This window comes from Streptomyces sp. DvalAA-43 (assembly GCF_900091725.1).
GTDB lineage: Bacteria > Actinomycetota > Actinomycetes > Streptomycetales > Streptomycetaceae > Streptomyces > Streptomyces pulveraceus.
This window is the reverse complement of record NZ_FMBW01000026.1, coordinates 104,575-122,872: the sequence shown is the minus strand read 5'-3', so window position 1 is coordinate 122,872 and position 18,298 is coordinate 104,575. Positions and strand designations below refer to the sequence as shown.

Genomic DNA, 18,298 nt, shown 5'->3' with positions numbered 1-18,298 from the left:
CATGCTTTCCTGCTGGTCAATCCGGTAAGAGGTGGATGCGGGAGACCGACGGAGGAGACCATGCCCCAGCGCACCAGCCTGGCCGACGCCGACTGCGCGATCGCCCAGGCGCTCGATGTCGTCGGCGACTGGTGGACCCTGCTGATCGTGCGGGACGCGGCACGCGGGGTGCATCGCTTCGACGCGCTCCAGGAGGAGCTGGGCGTGTCCCGCAAGGTGCTGACCGAGCGGCTGCGGCTGCTGGTCGACGCGGGGGTGCTCTCCCGGGAGCCCTACCAGGACCGGCCACCCCGCTACGAGTACCGGCTGACCCGGCGGGGCCGCGCCCTGCTGCCCGTGCTGATCGCGCTCCAGGACTGGGGCGACACCTGGGTGCTGGGGGACGGGGAGACGATGGCGACGGCCGCGGAGAGCTCGAAGGAGGCGGCACGGGTGCACGCCCTGGTGGGCACGCGCCTGCCCGAGCTGCGGCTGATCGACCACGAGGGAGCCTCGCGCGACCCGGTCGCCGGCACCCCGTACACCGTTCTGTACTTCTTCCCCGGTGCCTACACCCGCCGTGACGCCTATCCGCCGGGCTGGTCCGAGATCCCGGGCACGAGCGGCTGCACGCTCGAATCCTGCACGTACCGCGACCGGTCGGCCGAGTTCACGGCGGCGGGTGCGAGCGTGTGCGGGATCTCCACCCAGCGCCCGGACGAGCAGCGGGCCTTCGCGGAGGCGGAGCGGCTGCGGTTCCCGCTGCTGTCCGACGCGGAGCTGGAACTGACGGCGGCGCTGCGCCTGCCGACCTTCCGCACGGGGGGAACCAGCCGGCTGAAGCGGCTGACCCTGGTGGTGGACCGCGACCGGACGGTGCGCGAGGCGCTCTACCCGATCACGGACATCGAGGAGAGCGTCCGGGCGGCGCTGGCGGCGGTACGGAACGGGGGCCCGTCCGGCGCCTGAGAGGCGGCGGGGCGACCCGCGTGTCGCGGCCGTCCCGGGCGCGGGAACGCCCGGCGCTCGCGCGTAGGCCGTCAGCCCGCGATCCGTCCCAGCATCTCCCGCGCGTACGCCTCGTCGTACGCGCCGCCGGTGAGCAGCACCTGGAGGCAGATCCCGTCCATGAGCGCGATCAGCGCACGCGCCGTGGCCGGGTCGGTACGCCGGGACAGCAGCTCGGCGGTGCCGTCGGTCCACTCGGCGGCGACGGGGCGCAGCGCGGGCCTGCGGAGCGCGGCGAGATAGAGCTCGTACTCCAGCTCGGCCCGTCCGCGCCCGCCGGAGAAGTACTCCCCCAGCAGCCCGGCCAGCTCCTCGGCGAGGTCGGCCTCCGGGTCGGCCAGCGCCTCGCTCTCCCGCATGACCTCGGCGAAGTTCTCGTTCGACCGGCGCAGCGCCGCGGTCAACAGCTCGTCCAGCGAGGCGAAGTGATACGTCGTCGAGCCGAGCGGCACATCGGCCTCGGCCGCGACGGAACGATGGCTCAGCCCCGCGATGCCCCGGGCGCCGACCACCCTGATCGCGGCGTCGATGATTCGGTCGCGCCGCTCGGGGTCGTAGCGGCGCGCCATCAGTGGGCCCCGCCCAGGTTCAGCACCACCACTCCGGCGATCACCAGCGCTATGCCCGCCAGCTTGACCGGGCTGCCGGACTCGCCCATGAAGAGGATGCCGATCGCGGCGATGGCGGCGGTGCCGATCCCGGCCCAGATGGCATAGGCGGTGCCCACCGACAGCGTCTTCAGCGTCTGGGCGAGCAGCCCGAAGGCCACGAGGTATCCCGCGACGGTGATCAGCGAGGGCCAGAGCCGGGTGAAGCCCTCGCTGTACTTCATGGCCGTCGTACCGGCCACCTCCGCCGCGATCGCCGCGGCCAGCAGTCCGTATCCCATGTGTACGAGTGTACGCATCGCCGGATGCGCGGAAGCACGGCGGCTTCCGGGCGGCCAGGACGTTACGGTGTCCCGACCGACAGCACACCAGTACGACGAGAGACGACGGAGCGACAGTGGCGCAGGACGCAGGGTGGGGCGGAGCACCGTACGGAGGACCTCCGGGCTGGGGGCCGTGGGCGCCACCGCCCAAGCCCGGGGTGATACCGCTGGCGCCCTTGAAGCTCGGGGACATACTCGGCGGCGCCTTCAGCACGCTGGGGCGCTACTGGAAGCAGCTGTTCGGCATGGGCGCCGTCGTGTTCGGCGGGGCGCTGGCGATCATGGTGGTCACGGTCGTGATCGCGTATTCCGTGGTCAGCGGCCATCTGCACACGGTCTTCTCGCTCAGCGCCGACGAGGAGCCGCGTTCCTCCGACGTGATTCCGCTCGTGGTCGGTCTCGGCGTCATCTGCCTGCTCGCGGTGATCGTCTTCTCGGTCGCGACGGCCATGATGTACGCGACCGTTCCCACCGTGCTCCAGGAGGCGGTGCTGGGCAGGCCGACCACCTTCTCCGCCGTCTGGCGCCGCGCCTGGTCGCGTGTTCCGACGGTGATCGGGACGGTGATCCTGACGTATCTGATCGCGATGATCCCGATGGTGCTCATGGTGGCCGGGTTCTTCGCGCTCGTGATCGGCGCGATCACCCTGGCGCACGACACCGGCGCCACCCTGTGGGTCGTGCTCGGCTTCCTGGGCGCCTTCGCCACGGCCCCGCTCGCGATCTGGCTCTGTGTGAAGTTCTGCCTGGCGCCCTCGGCCGCGGTGTTCGAGGGACAGTCCGCGGTGGCCGCCCTGCGCCGCTCGGCCCAACTGGTGCGCGGCGACTGGTGGCGGATCTTCGGGACGGGCCTGCTGGCCCTGGTCCTGGCCTCCGTGGCGAGCTACATCGTCCAGATCCCGTTCTCGTTCCTCGGCATGTTCTCCGGCGTCATCGGCGGGACGACGCTGGACGAGGACCCCAACCCCACCGCGATCGTCTTCGCCATGAGCGGCTACATGGTGATCATGGCCCTGGGGCAGCTGGTCAGTCAGTTCATCACGGCGGTCTTCCCACCGCTGGTGACCGGCCTGCTCTACGTCGACCGGCGCATGCGCACGGAGAACCTGGGCCCGGCCCTCGCCGAGGCGGCGGGTGTACCCGCGCAGCCCGGTCCGCGGTACGGCTTCTAGGACCGCGCCGCGCGGGTACGCCCGCGTCCGCCTCCGAAGGAAACGGCCACGCCCGGCGGGCGTGGCCGTTCGCGTCCCGCAGCGCGGATCCGGCCCGTCCGTCAGCTTCCGACGGTGAACCAGACGGCCCGCGACTTCTTCCACTCGGCGTGGTCGAGATCCTTCGCCTCCGTGCCGTCCCCGTACAGATCGGCCGATCCGGCATCCGTGATCAGCTGTGCGCGGGCGCCCGGAGCCGTGAGGTCCGGAACCTCCACGACGGCCTCCCAGCCGCCCGGGTCCGCCGTCGGCAGATCGGCCCGCTTGACCGGCGCGTGTCCGGCGACACCGTCCCAGCGGTAGAGGGCGTACGGGTCGGCGTTGTCGTCGGCCGCCCAGGAACCGGCCACGATCAGATACTGGTCGGCGGCGTTCTTCCGGATGTCCCGGATGCTGAGCCCGCCGAGGTCCAGCTCGATCGGCTCGCCCATGACCGCCTTCTTCCCGCTGCCGGCCACCTTGTCGAAGTTGGTGACGGGCACGATCAGGGCCTTGCCGCCCGACTTCGGCGGCACCAGCGGCGCCCGGAACCCGAGGTACGCGGTGGTCGTCGAGCCGGGTGCGAACTCCAGGCCCTCGATGTTGAACCCGTCGATCTGCTTGGGCACTTCACCGTCCGCCGTCCCCGCGGCGAAGCCGAGCCGGTCGCCGTTGGCCTTGTCCCAGGCGACGAGGTCGTCCCGGAGCTTCTTGTACGAGCCGCCCACCGTCAGCTGCGTGGCGGCGCCCGACCCGGTCACCTCCGTGGTGAAGACGGTGTTGCGGGGGGCCTTGTACTCGCCGTCCTTGTTGTTGCCCAGCGAACCGGTCCAGTAGATGGTGTTGCCGACCCGGGCCGCGCCCTCGATGTCGACCTCCTTCGACACCCCGAGCTCCGAGCCGACGTCCCAGCTCTTCACCGGCCCGCCGGAGATGGAACGGTCGTACAGGCGCAGGGTGTTGGACTCGTCGTCGGCCACGACCACGTACCCGCCGCCGACGTCGACGGCGGCCGAGGCGTCCGAGGAGCCGGTGAGGTAGCGGGTGTCGGCGGCGTTCCGCACGGCGGCGGAGGCGGCGTAGTGCAGCTTCTTGGTGGCGGTCTTGCCGCCGAGCCCGGTGACCTTGATCGTGAGGTCGGTGTAGCCGCGCCCGTGTGCGGCGACCGCGAGCTGCCGGGTGCCTCCGGTCCCCGTGACGGTCACATCACCGGTCCCGGCGACGGACGGCTTGGAGGAGGCGGAGGCCGCGACGCCCAGCGCGGCCACGTCGGCACCGCTCTGCGCGACGGTGACGGTCACCACGGGGTCGGCGGTCGCGCCGACGGCGCCGGAGAGGTAGGAGACCGAGAGCCCGATCGTCGGTGTTCCGTAACTCGCGGCCTGCGCGGGGGTGTTGATCCCCAGGGCCGCCAGCAGGAGAACGCCGCCCGCGGCGGCGGCCACCCTGCGGTCGGGGAGCGAAAACTGATGCAGCACGGCATGCCTCTCGTCGGCGTGATGTCGCGGGTACGCTCCGGTACCCGTACCAACGGCGGGCGCACATCATGCGTACGGCAGACGAAACAACGACGAACGGCCACCGGCGCGGAGCCGGTGGCCGTTCGTCGTTCTCGGTGGACGGGACGTCCGGGACGCCCCCATCACCTCAGGCGTACCAGGCGTCTCAGACGTCTCAGACGTTGAAGCCCAGGGCGCGCAGCTGCTCGCGTCCGTCGTCCGTGATCTTGTCCGGGCCCCACGGCGGCATCCAGACCCAGTTGATCCGCAGCTCGTTGACGATGCCGTCGGTCGCGGACTTCGCCTGGTCCTCGATGACATCGGTCAGCGGGCAGGCCGCGGACGTCAGCGTCATGTCGAGGGTGGCGATGTTGGCGTCGTCGATGTGGATGCCGTAGATCAGGCCCAGGTTGACGACATCGATGCCCAGCTCGGGGTCGACCACGTCGTACAGGGCCTCACGGACCTCCTCCTCGGAGGCCGGCTTGGTGGTGAGAGTCTCGTTGTCGCTCATGCCGTCTTCCCTTCGGACAGCGCTTTCGCCGTCGCGTCCTTCCACGCCATCCAGCTCAGCAGCGCGCACTTCACCCGGGCCGGGTACTTCGAGACACCGGCGAACGCGACCGCGTCCTCCAGCACCTCCTCCATCGCGTCGTCCGGCTCCAGCTGGCCCTTCGACTGCATCAGCTCCAGGAAGGTCTCCTGGATCTTCTGCGCCTGGCCCAGCTCCTTGCCGACCAGCAGGTCGTTCAGCACCGAGGCGCTGGCCTGGCTGATGGAGCAGCCCTGACCCTCGTACGACACATCGGTGAGGGTCTCGCCGTCGTACTTCACCCGGAGAGTGATCTCGTCGCCGCACGTCGGGTTGACGTGGTGCACCTCGGCGTCGCCGTCCCGCAGGCCGCGCCCGTGGGGGTGCTTGTAGTGGTCCAGGATCACTTCCTGGTACATGGAATCAAGCTTCACCAGTCAACCCTCAGCCGCTCTGCCAATTAACCGAAAAAGTTCCGTACGTGTTCCAGTCCGTCCACCAGGGCGTCGACCTCGGCGGGCGTGGAGTACAGATAGAACGACGCTCGCGTCGTCGCAGGAATTCCGTACCGCAGGCAGACCGGCCGTGCGCAGTGGTGTCCGACCCGGACCGCGATGCCCTGCTCGTCGAGCACCTGGCCCACGTCGTGCGGGTGGATGTCACCGAGCGTGAAGGAGATCGTGGCGCCGCGGTCCTCGGCCGTCGCCGGGCCGATGATCCGGAGGTCCGGGACCTCCAGGAGCCGCTTCACCGCGTACTCGGTGATCGCGTGCTCGTGGCGGTAGATCTTCTCCATGCCGATCGCCGAGAGGTAGTCCACGGCCGCGCCGAGGCCGACGGCCTGGGCGATCGGGGGCGTACCGGCCTCGAACTTGTGCGGCGCGGGGGCGTACGTCGACGAGTGCATCGACACGGTCTCGATCATCTCGCCGCCACCGAGGAACGGCGGCAGGTCCTCCAGGAGCTCCTGCCGTCCCCAGAGCACGCCGATGCCGGTCGGGCCGACCATCTTGTGACCGGTGAAGGCCACGAAGTCGGCCTGCAGCGCCTGCACGTCCAGCACCATGTGCGGGGCGGCCTGCGAGGCGTCGATGCAGACCAGCGCGCCGACCTGCTGGGCCCGGCGGATGATCTTCTCGACCGGGTTGATCGTGCCCATGATGTTGGAGACCAGGGTGAAGGAGACGATCTTCGTCTTCTCCGTGATGATCTCGTCGATGTTGGACAGGTCGAGGCGGCCGTCGTCGGTGATGCCGAACCACTTCAGCTTCGCGCCCGTGCGCTGCGAGAGCAGCTGCCACGGCACGATGTTGGAGTGGTGCTCCATCTCCGTGGTGACGATCTCGGTGTCGTGGTCCACCCGGTAGGGCTCATCGGCCCAGCCGAGCATGTTGGCCACGAGGTTGAGCGACTCGGAGGCGTTCTTGGTGAAGATCACCTCGTTGCGGCTGGGCGCGTTGATGAACGCGGCGACCTTGTCACGGGCGCCTTCGTACAGCGCCGTGGCCTCCTCCGCGATCGTGTACACACCGCGGTGCACATTGGCGTTGTGCCGCTCGTAGTACTCGTTGAGGGCGTCGAGCACCTGGCGCGGCTTCTGCGAGGTCGCCGCGCTGTCCAGGTAAACGATCTTCTTCCCGTCGTGGACCGTACGATCCAGCAGGGGGAAGTCCTTGCGGATCGCCTCGGTGTCGAGGAGGCCCGGCAGCTGTGTCACGCGGAAGCGCCACCCTTCACATATGCCTCGTAGCCCTCGTTCTCCAGCTTGTCGGCGAGCTCGGCGCCGCCGGACTCGGCAATGCGGCCGTTGGCGAAGACGTGCACGAAGTCGGGCTTGATGTAGCGGAGGATCCGCGTGTAGTGCGTGATCAGCAGGGTGCCGACCTCGCCGGTCTCGCGGACCCGGTTGACGCCCTCGGAGACGACGCGCAGGGCGTCGACGTCCAGACCGGAGTCGGTCTCGTCGAGGATCGCGACCTTCGGCTTGAGGAGCTCCAGCTGAAGGATCTCGTGGCGCTTCTTCTCACCGCCGGAGAAGCCCTCGTTGACGTTGCGCTCGGCGAACGCCGGGTCCATCTGGAGGCCGGCCATCGTCTCCTTGACCTCCTTCACCCAGGTACGCAGCTTGGGCGCCTCGCCGCGGACGGCGGTGGCGGAGGTGCGGAGGAAGTTGGAGACCGAGACACCGGGGATCTCGACCGGGTACTGCATCGCGAGGAACAGGCCGGCGCGGGCCCGCTCGTCGACGGTCATCTCCAGGACGTCCTCGCCGTCCAGGGTCACCGAACCGCTGGTGATCGTGTACTTGGGGTGACCCGCCAGCGAGTACGCGAGGGTGGACTTGCCGGACCCGTTGGGGCCCATGATGGCGTGGGTCTCGCCCTGCTTCACGGTCAGGTCGACGCCCTTGAGGATCTCCTTCGTGGCGTTGTCGGCCTCGACGGAGACGTGCAGGTCGCGGATTTCAAGCGTTGCCATGGGTGACTCAGGACTCCTGGGTGACGGAGACGAGCACATCGTCCCCTTCGATCTTGACGGGGTATACGGGGACGGGGCGCGTCGCGGGAAGGCCGGACGGCTTGCCGGTACGCAGATCGAAGCTGGAGCCGTGCAGCCAGCACTCGATCATGCAGTCCTCGACCTCTCCCTCGGACAGGGAGACGTTCGCGTGCGAGCAGATGTCGTTGATCGCGAACACCTCGCCCTCGGTACGGACGACGGACACCGGGACGCCGTCGAGCTCCACCCGCTTCGGGGTGTCGTCCTCCAGCTCACTCAGCGCACAGGCTTTGACGAAGGCCATCAGACGGAAGCCTTCAGCTCGGCCTCGATCTTGTCGAGCAGCCGCGCCTCGACGTCCGGCAGACCGATCTGCTGGACGAGCTCGGCGAAGAAGCCGCGCACGACGAGCCGGCGGGCCTCCTCGGCCGGGATGCCGCGGGACTGGAGGTAGAAGAGCTGCTCGTCGTCGAAGCGGCCGGTCGCGGAGGCGTGGCCGGCGCCGACGATCTCACCGGTCTCGATCTCCAGGTTCGGTACGGAGTCGACCCGCGCGCCGTCGGTGAGGACGAGGTTGCGGTTCATCTCGTAGGTGTCGGTGCCCTCGGCCGCGGCCTGGATGAGGACGTCACCGATCCACACGGCGTGCGCGCCGTCGCCCTGGAGCGCGCCCTTGTACGCGACGTTGGACTTGCAGTGCGGGGTGTTGTGGTCGACCAGGAGGCGGTGCTCCTGGTGCTGGCCCCGGTCGGTGAAGTACAGGCCGAAGAGCTCGGCCTCGCCGCCGGTGCCCGCGTAGGCGATCCGCGGGTGGAGGCGCACGACGTCACCGCCGAAGGTGACGACGATCGACTTGAACGAGGCGTCCCGGCCGACCAGGGCGTTGTGCTGGCCGACGTGGACCGCGGTCTCGTCCCAGTCCTGCACGGAGACGACGGTGAGCTTCGCTCCGTCGCCGAGGACGTAGTCCACGTTGGCGGCGAGCACCGCGTCGCCGGTGTGGTCGATGACGACGACGGCCTCGGCGAAGGCACCCAGCTCGACGACCTGGTGCCCGTAGGCCACGCCGCCCTCGCCGTGCACCGCGATGCGGATCGGCTCGGTGAGCACGGCCTCCTTGGCGACCGTGACGACGGACGCCTGCTCGAAGGAGGAGTACGCCTGGGCCGCCACGCGGTCGACCGGGATGCCGGCCTTGCCGAGCCGGGAGTCGTCACGGCCGACGGTCTCGACGGTGACGCCCTCGGGGGCCTCGATCGCGACCTTCACGCCGCCGCCGGTGGCGGTGGCCGTGCCGTCGTGCAGCCCGCGCAGCCGTTCCAGCGGGGTGAACCGCCACTCCTCCTCACGGCCGTGCGGGACCGGGAAGTCCGCGACGTCGAAGGACGGGGGCGCGCTCATGCGCGTGGCGACGGTCGACTCGGCGGCCACCGCGATGGAACCGGTGGTGGTGGAACCCGCCGGGAAGTTCTGAGCCTCAGCCATGGCTGTCGTAGTGCTCGCTTTCTCTGTCAGTGGTCGGGGGATCCGGTCGTCAGGCTGCGCTAGCCGACCGAACCCTCCATCTGCAGCTCGATCAGCCGGTTGAGCTCAAGGGCGTACTCCATCGGCAGCTCCTTGGCGATCGGCTCGACGAAGCCGCGCACGATCATCGCCATCGCCTCGAACTCCGTCAGACCGCGGCTCATCAGGTAGAAGAGCTGGTCCTCGGAGACCTTGGAGACGGTCGCCTCGTGCCCCATCGACACGTCGTCCTCGCGGACGTCGACGTAGGGGTAGGTGTCGGAGCGCGAGATCGTGTCGACCAGCAGCGCGTCACAGAGCACGTTGGACTTCGCGCCCGGCGCGCCCTCGCCGATCTCGATCAGACCGCGGTAGGAGGTACGGCCGCCGCCTCGCGCCACCGACTTGGAGACGATGTTGGAGGAGGTGTTCGGCGCCATGTGGACCATCTTGGCGCCGGCGTCCTGGTGCTGGCCCTCGCCCGCGAAGGCGATGGAGAGCGTCTCGCCCTTGGCGTGCTCGCCCATCAGGTAGACGGCCGGGTACTTCATGGTGACCTTGGAGCCGATGTTCCCGTCGACCCACTCCATGGTCGCGCCCTCGTAGGCCACGGCGCGCTTGGTGACCAGGTTGTAGACGTTGTTCGACCAGTTCTGGATCGTCGTGTAGCGGCAGCGGCCGCCCTTCTTCACGATGATCTCGACGACCGCGGAGTGCAGCGAGTCGGAGGAGTAGATCGGGGCGGTGCAGCCCTCGACGTAGTGGACGTAGGCGTCCTCGTCGACGATGATCAGCGTCCGCTCGAACTGGCCCATGTTCTCCGTGTTGATACGGAAGTAGGCCTGCAGCGGGATGTCGACGTGGACACCCTTGGGCACGTAGATGAACGAGCCACCGGACCACACGGCCGAGTTCAGCGAGGCGAACTTGTTGTCGCCGACCGGGATGACGGTGCCGAAGTACTCCTTGAAGAGCTCCGGGTGCTCCTTCAGCGCGGTGTCGGTGTCGAGGAAGATGACGCCCTGCTCCTCCAGGTCCTCACGGATCTGGTGGTAGACGACCTCGGACTCGTACTGCGCGGCGACACCGGCGACCAGGCGCTGCTTCTCCGCCTCCGGGATGCCGAGCTTGTCGTAGGTGTTCTTGATGTCCTCGGGCAGGTCCTCCCAGGACTCCGCCTGCTTCTCCGTGGACCGCACGAAGTACTTGATGTTGTCGAAGTCGATGCCCGACAGGTCGGAGCCCCAGTTCGGCATGGGCTTCTTGTCGAAGAGGCGCAGGCCCTTGAGGCGCAGCTTCAGCATCCACTCGGGCTCGTTCTTCTTCGCCGAGATGTCGCGGACGACCTCCTCGGAGAGCCCGCGCTTGGCTGTGGCGCCTGCCGCGTCGGAGTCGGCCCAGCCGAATTCGTACGTGCCCAGACCCTCGAGCTCAGGGTGGGCAGTCTCCGTAGGGAGCGTCATGCGGGGTTCCTCCCGGCCGTGCTTGCAGATGCTGAATGGGTGGTCTGTGGTGCGGGGTGGCCGCTGCGCGGAATGTACGTCGTGCACACACCGTCGCCGTGGGCGATGGTGGCCAGACGCTGCACATGCGTCCCGAGGAGGCTGGAGAAGAACTCCGTCTCCGCCTCGCACAGCTGCGGGTACTGCTCGGCGACATGGGCGACCGGGCAGTGGTGCTGGCAGAGCTGCTCGCCCTGCTGCGGGCCGGGCGCGCTACGCGCCGTAGCAGCGTACCCGTCGGCGGACAGGGCCTTGGCCAATGCCTCGGTGCGGGCCTCGGGGTCCGCGGCCTCGACCGCCGAGCGGTACGCCTCGGACTGGGCCGCGATCCTGGCGCGGGCGAAAGCGATGACCGCTTCGTCGCCCGAGGTCTCGGCGATCCAGCGCAGGGCGTCCGCCGCGAGCTTGTCGTAGGACTGGTCGAAAGCGTCCCGGCCGCAGTCGGTGAGGGCGAACACCTTGGCCGGGCGGCCACGCGTCCGCGCCCCGTAGACCCGCTGCTCACGGGCCTCGACGACCTGGTCGGAGACAAGGGCGTCGAGATGGCGGCGGACCGCGGCCTGGGTGAGCCCGAGGCGCTTGGCCAGCTCGGCGACGGTGGACGGGCCGTGATCCAGGATGGAGCGCGCGACCCGGTTGCGCGTCGAGCGCTCTCCGGTCGCGAGTTCCTCCTGCGGAGCCTCGCCAACGTATTTCACAACGCCATTGTTGCGTAATTCATCCGGCCCTGACAACCACGGTCCGAAACGATCTATGGTGCCATTCATCACTTAGGGTTACCTAATTCGGCCCCGGGAGACGGGGTCATTCCGCCCCTGCCTAGACTTACCGGCCATGAAGAGCGAGTCGGCCGTAGAGGTCCGCGGCCTGGTGAAGCGGTACGGCCGCAAGACCGCTGTGGACGGCCTCGACCTGTGTGTACGCACCGGTGCCGTCACCGCCGTCCTCGGTCCCAACGGCGCCGGCAAGACCACCACCGTCGAGATCTGCGAGGGCTACCGCCGCCCCGACGCCGGGACGGTCCGGGTCCTCGGCCTCGACCCGGTCGCCGACGCCGCGAAGCTCCGGCCCCGGATCGGCGTGATGCTCCAGTCGGGCGGTGTCTACTCCGGCGCGCGCGCCGACGAGATGCTCCGCCACATGGCGAAGCTCCACGCCCACCCGCTCGACGTCGACGCCCTGATCGAGCGGCTCGGCCTCGGCAGCTGCGGCCGCACGTCCTACCGGCGGCTCTCCGGCGGCCAGCAGCAGCGTCTCGCCCTGGCCATGGCCGTCGTCGGCCGTCCCGAGCTGGTCTTCCTGGACGAGCCGACCGCCGGTCTCGACCCGCAGGCCCGCCGCTCCACCTGGGACCTGGTGCGCGAGCTGCGTGCCGACGGCGTGTCGACCGTCCTCACCACCCACTTCATGGACGAGGCCGAGGAACTCGCCGACGACGTCGCCGTCATCGACGCGGGCAAGGTCATCGCCCAGGGCAGCCCCGAGGCGCTCTGCCGCGGCGGCGCGGAGAACACCCTGCGCTTCACCGGCCGCCCCGGTCTCGACATCGGTTCGCTGCTGAAGGCGCTGCCCGACGGCACCGAAGCGGCCGAGATCCTCCCGGGCGCGTACCGCATCGGCGGCGACGTCAACCCGGAGCTGCTGGCCACCGTCACCTCCTGGTGTGCCCAGCACGGAGTCATGCCGTCCGGCATCTCCGTGGAGCGGCACACGCTGGAGGACGTCTTCCTGGAACTGACCGGCAAGGAGCTGCGCGCATGAGCGCCGGTACGTACACCCCGCGGCCGGGCGGTGCCCCGCTGGGCCGCATGATCACCGCGCAGACCGCCCTGGAGACGCGGATGCTGCTGCGCAACGGCGAGCAGCTGCTGTTGACCGTGATCATCCCGACGCTGCTGCTGGTGCTGTTCAGCGCGGTCGACATCGTGGACACCGGCGCGGGCGAGTCCGTCGACTTCCTGACGCCCGGCATCCTCGCGCTGGCCGTGATGTCCACGGCCTTCACGGGCCAGGCCATCGCCACCGGCTTCGAGCGGCGGTACGGGGTACTCAAACGGCTCGGGGCCTCGCCGCTGCCACGCTGGGCGCTGATGACCGCCAAGACCCTCGCCGTGCTGGTCACCGAGGTGCTCCAGGTGGTGCTGCTCACGGTGATCGCGTTCGCGCTGGGCTGGTCGCCCCAGGGCAACCCCTTCGCCGTCCTGCTGCTGCTGGTGCTCGGCACGGCGGCCTTCTCCGGGCTCGGGCTGCTGATGGCCGGGACGCTGAAGGCGGAGGCGACGCTCGCCGCGGCCAACCTGGTCTTCCTGCTGCTGCTGGTCGGCGGCGGGGTCATCGTGCCGCTGGACAAGTTCCCGGACGCGGTGCAGTCGGTACTCGGGCTGCTGCCGATCGCGGCCCTGTCGGACGGTCTGCGCGAGGTGCTCCAGCACGGGGCGTCGATGCCCTGGGGCGACCTCGGCATCCTGGCGGTGTGGGCGGTGCTCGGGCTGGGCGCGGCGGCGCGATTCTTCCGCTGGGAGTGAGAACACGCGCCGGGGCGCGACTGCGGGCGGCGAAGCCCCGGACGCGCTCCGTCGACGATTCGGGGTAACTCGTCCCCCTCGTGAAAGCTTGCACAAGCCGCCGCCTACGATGGTGCGCGTGCCCAAGCTGACCCGAGCCGAAGTCGCTCAAGCCGTGCGGAACCCGCTCCTGTACATCGCCGAGCGATGGACCCCTTCGCCCCGTACGGTCCGCCGTGCGGCCCTGTCGGCCGTCGTCATGGCCGTGCTCATCGTCGTGACCGGCGGCGCGGTCCGCCTGACCGGTTCCGGCCTCGGCTGCCCGACCTGGCCCAAGTGCACCGACGAGAGCCTCACCGCGACGAGCGAGATGGGCTTCCACGGCGTCATAGAGTTCGGCAACCGGATGCTGACGTACGTCCTGTGCGCGGCCGTCGGATGGGCGATCATCGCCGCCCGGTCCGCCAAGCCCTGGCGCCGCAGCCTGACCAGGCTCGGCTGGGTGCAGTTCTGGGTGGTCATGGGCAACGCCGTGCTCGGCGGCATCGTGGTGCTGGTCGGCCTCAACCCGTACACCGTCGCCGCGCACTTCCTGCTCTCCACGGCGCTGCTCACCGTCGCGATGGTGACCTGGCAGCGGACCCGCGAGGGCGACGAGGCGCCCCGGCCGCTGGTCGGCAAGGCGGTGTCCCAGCTGACCTGGCTGCTGACGGTCGCCGCGGGGCTGCTGATCGCGGTCGGCACGGTGGTCACGGGCGCCGGACGGCACGCGGGCGACTCCAGCGATGTGCACCGCATTCCGATCGACTGGAAGATGATCGCGCAGCTGCACGCCGATCTGGCCTGGGTCGTGGTGGCGCTGACCGTCGCGCTCTGGTTCGTACTGAAGGCCGTCGACGCGCCGGCCGGCCCGCTGCGCCGCGCCCGCGACCTCTTCCTGGTGCTGATGGCGCAGGGCGTGATCGGGTACGTGCAGTACTTCACCGACACGCCGGAGATCCTGGTCGGTCTGCACATGCTGGGCTCGTGCATGGTGTGGATCGCGGTCGTGCGGGTGCTCCTGTCGCTGCGCGAGCGCCCCGTGGCCCTGACCCCGGTGCCCGGCCCCGCGGCCGGGCAGCCGGAGCCCGCGGCGGCGGGCTGACCCCGGGCGGCCTCCCCCTCCGTACGCCGATCGCCGGACGGTTCCTTCCCGGAACCGTCCGGCGATCGGCGTACGGGGGAACTCCGCGGTCAGGCCTCGTCGGCGGGGCCGCCGATCTGGATGCCGGCCATCCGCGTCCACTCGTACGGGCCGGTGCGGACCTTCGCGGCGAACTCCCCGTCGAAGGAGTCGTGCATCGTGATCCCGGCCTTCCGCGTGGCGCTCTCGGCGATCGCGTAGGAGGGGGCGACCAGATCGCCCCAGCCGCCGTCCTCGCCCACGAGCACGATGCGGGCGCCCGTCTGCCCGAGGTAGGCGAGCTGTCCCTCCGCGCCGCCGTGCGCCTTGGAGAAGGCGCCGATCTCCTTGGCGAGCTTCGCCGCCCTGCGCTCCGCGCGGGCCGCCTGCTTGCCGCTCTCCACCTGGGTCTCTGCCGTCTCAGCCATGTCCAGGATGCTACCGACGAGTAGCCCGACGCGCGACGGGCGGGGTGCGTGGCCTGGGCCACGCACCCCGCCCGTCGGCAGGGATCGAGGAGCGGACTACCTCAGGAAGGGGTCGACCGCCACGGCGACGAAGAGCAGCGAGACATAGGTGATGGACCAGTGGAACAGCCGCATTTCCTTGAGCTTGCCCCCGGTCACGCCGGCCTTGGCCCGGTTCTGGAGGCCGTGCGCCTCCCAGAGCCAGAACCCGCCGGTCGCCAGCGCCACCACCGTGTAGAACCAGCCGGTGTAGCCCAGCGGGGTCAGCAGCAGCGAGACGGCCACCATCACCCAGCTGTAGACGACGATCTGGCGGGCCACCACCCGGTTGGACGCGATGACCGGAAGCATCGGGACGCCGACCCGGGCGTAGTCCTCCTTCACCTTCATGGAGAGCGGCCAGTAGTGCGGCGGCGTCCAGAAGAAGATGACGGCGAAGAGGATCACCGCGGCCCAGGACATCGAGTTCGTCACGGCCGACCAGCCGATGAGGACCGGCATGCAGCCCGCGATGCCGCCCCAGACGATGTTCTGCGAGGTCCGGCGCTTGAGCAGCATCGTGTACACCACGACGTAGAACAGCAGTGCGCCGAGCGACAGCGCCGCCGACAGCCAGTTCACCAGCAGCCCGAACCAGACCGTCGAGATCGCCGCGAGGGCGAAGCCGAAGGCCAGGCACTCGCGCGGGCTGACCATGCCGGTGACCAGCGGGCGCTGCGACGTACGGTCCATCAACGCGTCGATGTCACGGTCGATGTACATGTTCAGCGCGTTGGCACCGCCGGCGGAGAGATATCCGCCGATAGTGGTAACGACAACGAGCCACAGGTCGGGCACGCCCTGAGCGGCGAGGAACATCACCGGAACAGTGGTGATCAGCAACAGCTCGATGATCCGCGGCTTGGTCAGCGCCACGAAAGCCTTGACACGGGCCCCGAACGGGCGATGGCCCCCTGGGCTGGGAGTCAAGGCGACCCCTGCGGGTCGGGACTCGACGGCCGTCACGCACACCCCTGACAGAGAAATCCCAGCAAGCTCCGGGCGTGAAGGCCCAGTAAAGACTTGCGCGAACCAGACCACTGTAGACGTTGGGGACAGGCCGATCTTCGCGGGGGTGGGTCGTGTTGAAGCGGCACGGGAGCGGACCCCTGAGCTGGGGGTCCCGTCCGGCGGAGCGACGCATGAATGCCGGGGCCCGCTCATCGGAGTGGCGCATAAGTAAGGAGAAGCGCTCATCGGAGTGGCGCAGAAGTGAGCCGTCGCGCTCATACGGGAGGCGAACTCCGCAGGCCGCCTGCACCCTGGAAAGCAGCGGAAAATGCTTGTTCCGGCGGGGGTAGGCTCGACAACGCCCGGTGCGGTCACAGTCACCGGTTTACAACAGTGGAGAGGAGCCCTGACTCAGGGTGAGCACCAAGCCGACCACCACAGACCTCCAGTGGACCGAATTGGACCAGCGGGCCGTGGACACCGTCCGTGTCCTCGCGGCGGACGCCGTACAGAAGGTCGGAAACGGCCACCCTGGTACGGCCATGAGCCTCGCTCCCGCCGCGTACACCCTCTTCCAGAAGGTGATGCGCCACGACCCCGCCGACGCGGACTGGGCCGGCCGCGACCGGTTCGTACTCTCTGCGGGTCACACCAGCCTGACCCTCTACATCCAGCTCTACCTGGCCGGGTACGGCCTGGAGCTCGACGACCTCAAGGCCTTCCGTACCTGGGGCTCGAAGACCCCCGGTCACCCGGAGTACGGCCACACCACCGGCGTCGAGACGACCACCGGCCCGCTGGGCCAGGGTGTCGCCAACGCCGTGGGCATGGCGATGGCCGCCCGCTACGAGCGCGGCCTGTTCGACCCGGAGGCGGCCCCCGGCACCTCCCCCTTCGACCACATGGTGTGGGCCATCGCCGGTGACGGCTGCCTCCAGGAGGGCATCTCCGCGGAGGCGTCCTCGCTGGCCGGCCACCAGAAGCTGGGCAACCTGGTCCTGCTCTGGGACGACAACCACATCTCCATCGAGGGCGACACGGAGACCGCGGTCTCCGAGGACACCCTGAAGCGGTACGAGGCGTACGGCTGGCACGTCCAGCGCGTCGAGCAGCTGCCCAACGGCGATCTGGACCCGGCGGGTCTGTACCGCGCGCTCCAGGCCGCCAAGGCCGAGACCGGGCGCCCGTCGTTCATCGCGGCCCGCTCGATCATCGCCTGGCCCGCGCCGCACGCCCAGAACACCGAGGCCTCGCACGGCTCGGCGCTCGGTGACGAAGAGGTCGCCGCCACGAAGCGGGTCCTGGGCTTCGACCCGGAGAAGACCTTCGAGGTGGCCGACGAGGTCATCGCCCACACCCGTGAGGCGCTGGACCGCGGCCGCGAGGCCAAGGGCGAGTGGGAGAAGTCCTTCGCCGCGTGGCGCACCGCCAACCCGGAGCGCGCCGCCGAGTTCGACCGGATCTCCGCCGGCGAGCTGCCCGCGGGCTGGGAGGACAAGCTCCCGGTCTTCGAGCCGGGCAAGGGTGTCGCCACCCGTGCCGCCTCCGGCAAGGTGCTCCAGGCGCTCGGCGAGATCATCCCCGAGCTGTGGGGCGGCTCCGCCGACCTCGCGGGCTCGAACAACACCACGATCGACAAGACGTCGTCGTTCCTCCCGGCGGGCAACCCGCTGCCGGGCGCGGACCCGTACGGCCGCACGATCCACTTCGGCATCCGCGAGCACGCCATGGCCGCGGCCATGAACGGCATCGCGCTGCACGGCAACACCCGCATCTACGGCGGCACCTTCCTGGTGTTCTCCGACTACATGCGCAACGCGGTGCGCCTGTCCGCGCTGATGCACCTGCCGGTGACGTACGTGTGGACGCACGACTCGATCGGTCTCGGCGAGGACGGCCCGACCCACCAGCCGGTGGAGCACCTGGCCTCGCTGCGCGCCATCCCGGGCCTGAACATCGTCCGCCCGGCCGACGCCAACGAGACCTCCATCGCCTGGCGCGAGATCCTGCGCCGCTACACCAAGGTGTTCGGCAAGGGCGCCCCGCACGGTCTGGCGCTGACCCGCCAGGGCGTGCCGACGTACGAGGCGAACGAGGACGCGGCGAAGGGCGGATACGTGCTCTTCGAGGCCGAGGGCGGCAAGCCGCAGGTCCTGCTGATCGGTACCGGCTCCGAGGTCCACCTCGCCGTCGAGGCGCGCGAGGAGCTCCAGGCGGCCGGCATTCCGACCCGGGTGGTCTCGATGCCGTCGGTCGAGTGGTTCGAGGAGCAGGACCAGGCGTACAAGGACAGCGTGCTGCCGCCGTCCGTGAAGGCGCGCGTCGCCGTCGAGGCCGGCATCGGCCTGACCTGGTACCGCTACGTCGGTGACGCCGGCCGGATCGTGTCGCTGGAGCACTTCGGTGCCTCGGCCGACGCCAAGGTCCTCTTCCGCGAGTTCGGCTTCACCGGCGAGCACGTCGCCGCCGCCGCGCGGGAATCTCTCGCGGCAGCCACGCGCTGACGCCGTTATACGACTAGTAGGAGATGCA

Annotated in this window: 19 protein-coding genes; 6 read left to right on the top strand and 13 right to left on the bottom strand. The window is 69.7% G+C overall.

Annotated features, from left to right (window positions below):
- The first annotated feature begins 60 nt into the window (after positions 1-60).
- Positions 61-948: a winged helix-turn-helix transcriptional regulator gene (locus GA0115234_RS05425; RefSeq protein WP_093539693.1), complete on the top strand. Its 888-nt coding sequence runs from the start codon at positions 61-63 to the stop codon at positions 946-948.
- A 71-nt stretch (positions 949-1,019) separates the two neighbouring features.
- On the opposite strand, the gene GA0115234_RS05420 is transcribed toward GA0115234_RS05425, so the two are convergent.
- Both GA0115234_RS05420 and GA0115234_RS05415 read right to left on the bottom strand, forming a co-directional pair.
- Positions 1,020-1,556: a TetR/AcrR family transcriptional regulator gene (locus GA0115234_RS05420; protein WP_093539692.1), complete on the bottom strand. Its 537-nt coding sequence runs from the start codon at positions 1,554-1,556 to the stop codon at positions 1,020-1,022.
- Positions 1,556-1,876 (bottom strand): DMT family transporter, encoded by a 321-nt coding sequence (locus tag GA0115234_RS05415; protein ID WP_093539797.1) that lies wholly within the window; start codon positions 1,874-1,876, stop codon positions 1,556-1,558. Before GA0115234_RS05415 ends, GA0115234_RS05420 begins: the two co-directional genes overlap by 1 nt.
- 218 nt (positions 1,877-2,094) lie before the next feature.
- Between GA0115234_RS05415 and GA0115234_RS05410 the strand changes: the two genes are divergently transcribed.
- Positions 2,095-3,090: a DUF7847 domain-containing protein gene (locus GA0115234_RS05410; RefSeq protein WP_202553379.1), complete on the top strand. Its 996-nt coding sequence runs from the start codon at positions 2,095-2,097 to the stop codon at positions 3,088-3,090.
- Between the two features lie 101 nt (positions 3,091-3,191).
- On the opposite strand, the gene GA0115234_RS05405 is transcribed toward GA0115234_RS05410, so the two are convergent.
- The 9 genes from GA0115234_RS05405 to GA0115234_RS05365 form a co-directional block, all read right to left on the bottom strand.
- A complete protein-coding gene (locus GA0115234_RS05405; protein WP_093539691.1) occupies positions 3,192-4,586 on the bottom strand; it encodes a DUF3616 domain-containing protein in 1,395 nt (464 codons plus the stop codon).
- Positions 4,587-4,782: 196 nt separating this feature from the next.
- Entirely contained in the window at positions 4,783-5,121 is a 339-nt protein-coding gene (locus GA0115234_RS05400) for a metal-sulfur cluster assembly factor (RefSeq protein WP_093539690.1), read from the bottom strand.
- Positions 5,118-5,573 (bottom strand): Fe-S cluster assembly sulfur transfer protein SufU, encoded by a 456-nt coding sequence (gene sufU / locus GA0115234_RS05395; RefSeq protein ID WP_093539689.1) that lies wholly within the window; start codon positions 5,571-5,573, stop codon positions 5,118-5,120. Before sufU ends, GA0115234_RS05400 begins: the two co-directional genes overlap by 4 nt.
- A 26-nt stretch (positions 5,574-5,599) precedes the next feature.
- Entirely contained in the window at positions 5,600-6,856 is a 1,257-nt protein-coding gene (locus GA0115234_RS05390) for a cysteine desulfurase (protein ID WP_093539688.1), read from the bottom strand.
- Positions 6,853-7,617: a Fe-S cluster assembly ATPase SufC gene (sufC, locus tag GA0115234_RS05385; RefSeq protein WP_093539687.1), complete on the bottom strand. Its 765-nt coding sequence runs from the start codon at positions 7,615-7,617 to the stop codon at positions 6,853-6,855. Before sufC ends, GA0115234_RS05390 begins: the two co-directional genes overlap by 4 nt.
- 7 nt (positions 7,618-7,624) lie before the next feature.
- Positions 7,625-7,942: a bifunctional 3-phenylpropionate/cinnamic acid dioxygenase ferredoxin subunit gene (locus GA0115234_RS05380; RefSeq protein ID WP_093539686.1), complete on the bottom strand. Its 318-nt coding sequence runs from the start codon at positions 7,940-7,942 to the stop codon at positions 7,625-7,627.
- Positions 7,942-9,123 carry a Fe-S cluster assembly protein SufD gene (sufD, locus tag GA0115234_RS05375; RefSeq protein WP_093539685.1) on the bottom strand — a complete coding sequence of 394 codons (1,182 nt, stop codon included), beginning with the start codon at positions 9,121-9,123 and terminating at the stop codon, positions 7,942-7,944. The genes GA0115234_RS05380 and sufD overlap by 1 nt, the downstream gene beginning before the upstream one ends.
- Positions 9,124-9,182: 59 nt before the next feature.
- The gene (sufB, locus tag GA0115234_RS05370) at positions 9,183-10,604 is read right to left on the bottom strand and encodes a Fe-S cluster assembly protein SufB (protein WP_093539684.1); all 1,422 of its coding nucleotides are present in this window, start codon (positions 10,602-10,604) and stop codon (positions 9,183-9,185) included.
- Positions 10,601-11,341, bottom strand: coding sequence for a helix-turn-helix transcriptional regulator (locus tag GA0115234_RS05365; RefSeq protein ID WP_093539683.1), 741 nt, complete (start codon positions 11,339-11,341; stop codon positions 10,601-10,603). Before GA0115234_RS05365 ends, sufB begins: the two co-directional genes overlap by 4 nt.
- A 136-nt stretch (positions 11,342-11,477) precedes the next feature.
- Here GA0115234_RS05365 and GA0115234_RS05360 point away from each other — a divergent pair, with 136 nt between their 5' ends.
- The 3 genes from GA0115234_RS05360 to GA0115234_RS05350 all read left to right on the top strand — a co-directional run bounded on the left by GA0115234_RS05360 (position 11,478) and on the right by GA0115234_RS05350 (position 14,291).
- On the top strand, positions 11,478-12,404 hold the full coding sequence (locus tag GA0115234_RS05360) for an ABC transporter ATP-binding protein (RefSeq protein WP_093539682.1): 927 nt from the start codon (positions 11,478-11,480) through the stop codon (positions 12,402-12,404).
- The gene (locus GA0115234_RS05355) at positions 12,401-13,168 is read left to right on the top strand and encodes an ABC transporter permease (protein ID WP_093539681.1); all 768 of its coding nucleotides are present in this window, start codon (positions 12,401-12,403) and stop codon (positions 13,166-13,168) included. The genes GA0115234_RS05360 and GA0115234_RS05355 overlap by 4 nt, the downstream gene beginning before the upstream one ends.
- A gap of 109 nt (positions 13,169-13,277) precedes the next feature.
- The gene (locus GA0115234_RS05350) at positions 13,278-14,291 is read left to right on the top strand and encodes a COX15/CtaA family protein (protein WP_093539680.1); all 1,014 of its coding nucleotides are present in this window, start codon (positions 13,278-13,280) and stop codon (positions 14,289-14,291) included.
- Positions 14,292-14,380: 89 nt separating this feature from the next.
- Here the strand turns inward: GA0115234_RS05350 and GA0115234_RS05345 are convergent, their stop codons facing one another.
- Positions 14,381-14,737 (bottom strand): hypothetical protein, encoded by a 357-nt coding sequence (locus tag GA0115234_RS05345; RefSeq protein WP_093539679.1) that lies wholly within the window; start codon positions 14,735-14,737, stop codon positions 14,381-14,383.
- Between the two features lie 96 nt (positions 14,738-14,833).
- Positions 14,834-15,787 carry a heme o synthase gene (locus tag GA0115234_RS05340; RefSeq protein ID WP_161275573.1) on the bottom strand — a complete coding sequence of 318 codons (954 nt, stop codon included), beginning with the start codon at positions 15,785-15,787 and terminating at the stop codon, positions 14,834-14,836.
- A gap of 395 nt (positions 15,788-16,182) precedes the next feature.
- On the opposite strand from GA0115234_RS05340, the gene tkt reads away from it, so the two are divergent.
- On the top strand, positions 16,183-18,270 hold the full coding sequence (gene tkt / locus GA0115234_RS05335; protein ID WP_093539678.1) for a transketolase: 2,088 nt from the start codon (positions 16,183-16,185) through the stop codon (positions 18,268-18,270).
- Positions 18,271-18,298: the final 28 nt, after the last annotated feature.

Excerpts from the sequence above, each read along its gene's own strand:
- GA0115234_RS05425 (WP_093539693.1), top strand. The coding sequence starts at position 61 with ATGCCCCAGCGCACCAGCCTGGCCGACGCCGACTGCGCGATCGCCCAG.
- GA0115234_RS05420 (WP_093539692.1), bottom strand. The coding sequence starts at position 1,556 with ATGGCGCGCCGCTACGACCCCGAGCGGCGCGACCGAATCATCGACGCC.
- GA0115234_RS05415 (WP_093539797.1), bottom strand. The coding sequence starts at position 1,876 with ATGGGATACGGACTGCTGGCCGCGGCGATCGCGGCGGAGGTGGCCGGT.
- GA0115234_RS05400 (WP_093539690.1), bottom strand. The coding sequence starts at position 5,121 with ATGAGCGACAACGAGACTCTCACCACCAAGCCGGCCTCCGAGGAGGAG.
- sufC (WP_093539687.1), bottom strand. The coding sequence starts at position 7,617 with ATGGCAACGCTTGAAATCCGCGACCTGCACGTCTCCGTCGAGGCCGAC.
- GA0115234_RS05380 (WP_093539686.1), bottom strand. The coding sequence starts at position 7,942 with ATGGCCTTCGTCAAAGCCTGTGCGCTGAGTGAGCTGGAGGACGACACC.
- sufD (WP_093539685.1), bottom strand. The coding sequence starts at position 9,123 with ATGGCTGAGGCTCAGAACTTCCCGGCGGGTTCCACCACCACCGGTTCC.
- sufB (WP_093539684.1), bottom strand. The coding sequence starts at position 10,604 with ATGACGCTCCCTACGGAGACTGCCCACCCTGAGCTCGAGGGTCTGGGC.
- GA0115234_RS05360 (WP_093539682.1), top strand. The coding sequence starts at position 11,478 with ATGAAGAGCGAGTCGGCCGTAGAGGTCCGCGGCCTGGTGAAGCGGTAC.
- GA0115234_RS05355 (WP_093539681.1), top strand. The coding sequence starts at position 12,401 with ATGAGCGCCGGTACGTACACCCCGCGGCCGGGCGGTGCCCCGCTGGGC.
- GA0115234_RS05350 (WP_093539680.1), top strand. The coding sequence starts at position 13,278 with ATGGTGCGCGTGCCCAAGCTGACCCGAGCCGAAGTCGCTCAAGCCGTG.
- GA0115234_RS05345 (WP_093539679.1), bottom strand. The coding sequence starts at position 14,737 with ATGGCTGAGACGGCAGAGACCCAGGTGGAGAGCGGCAAGCAGGCGGCC.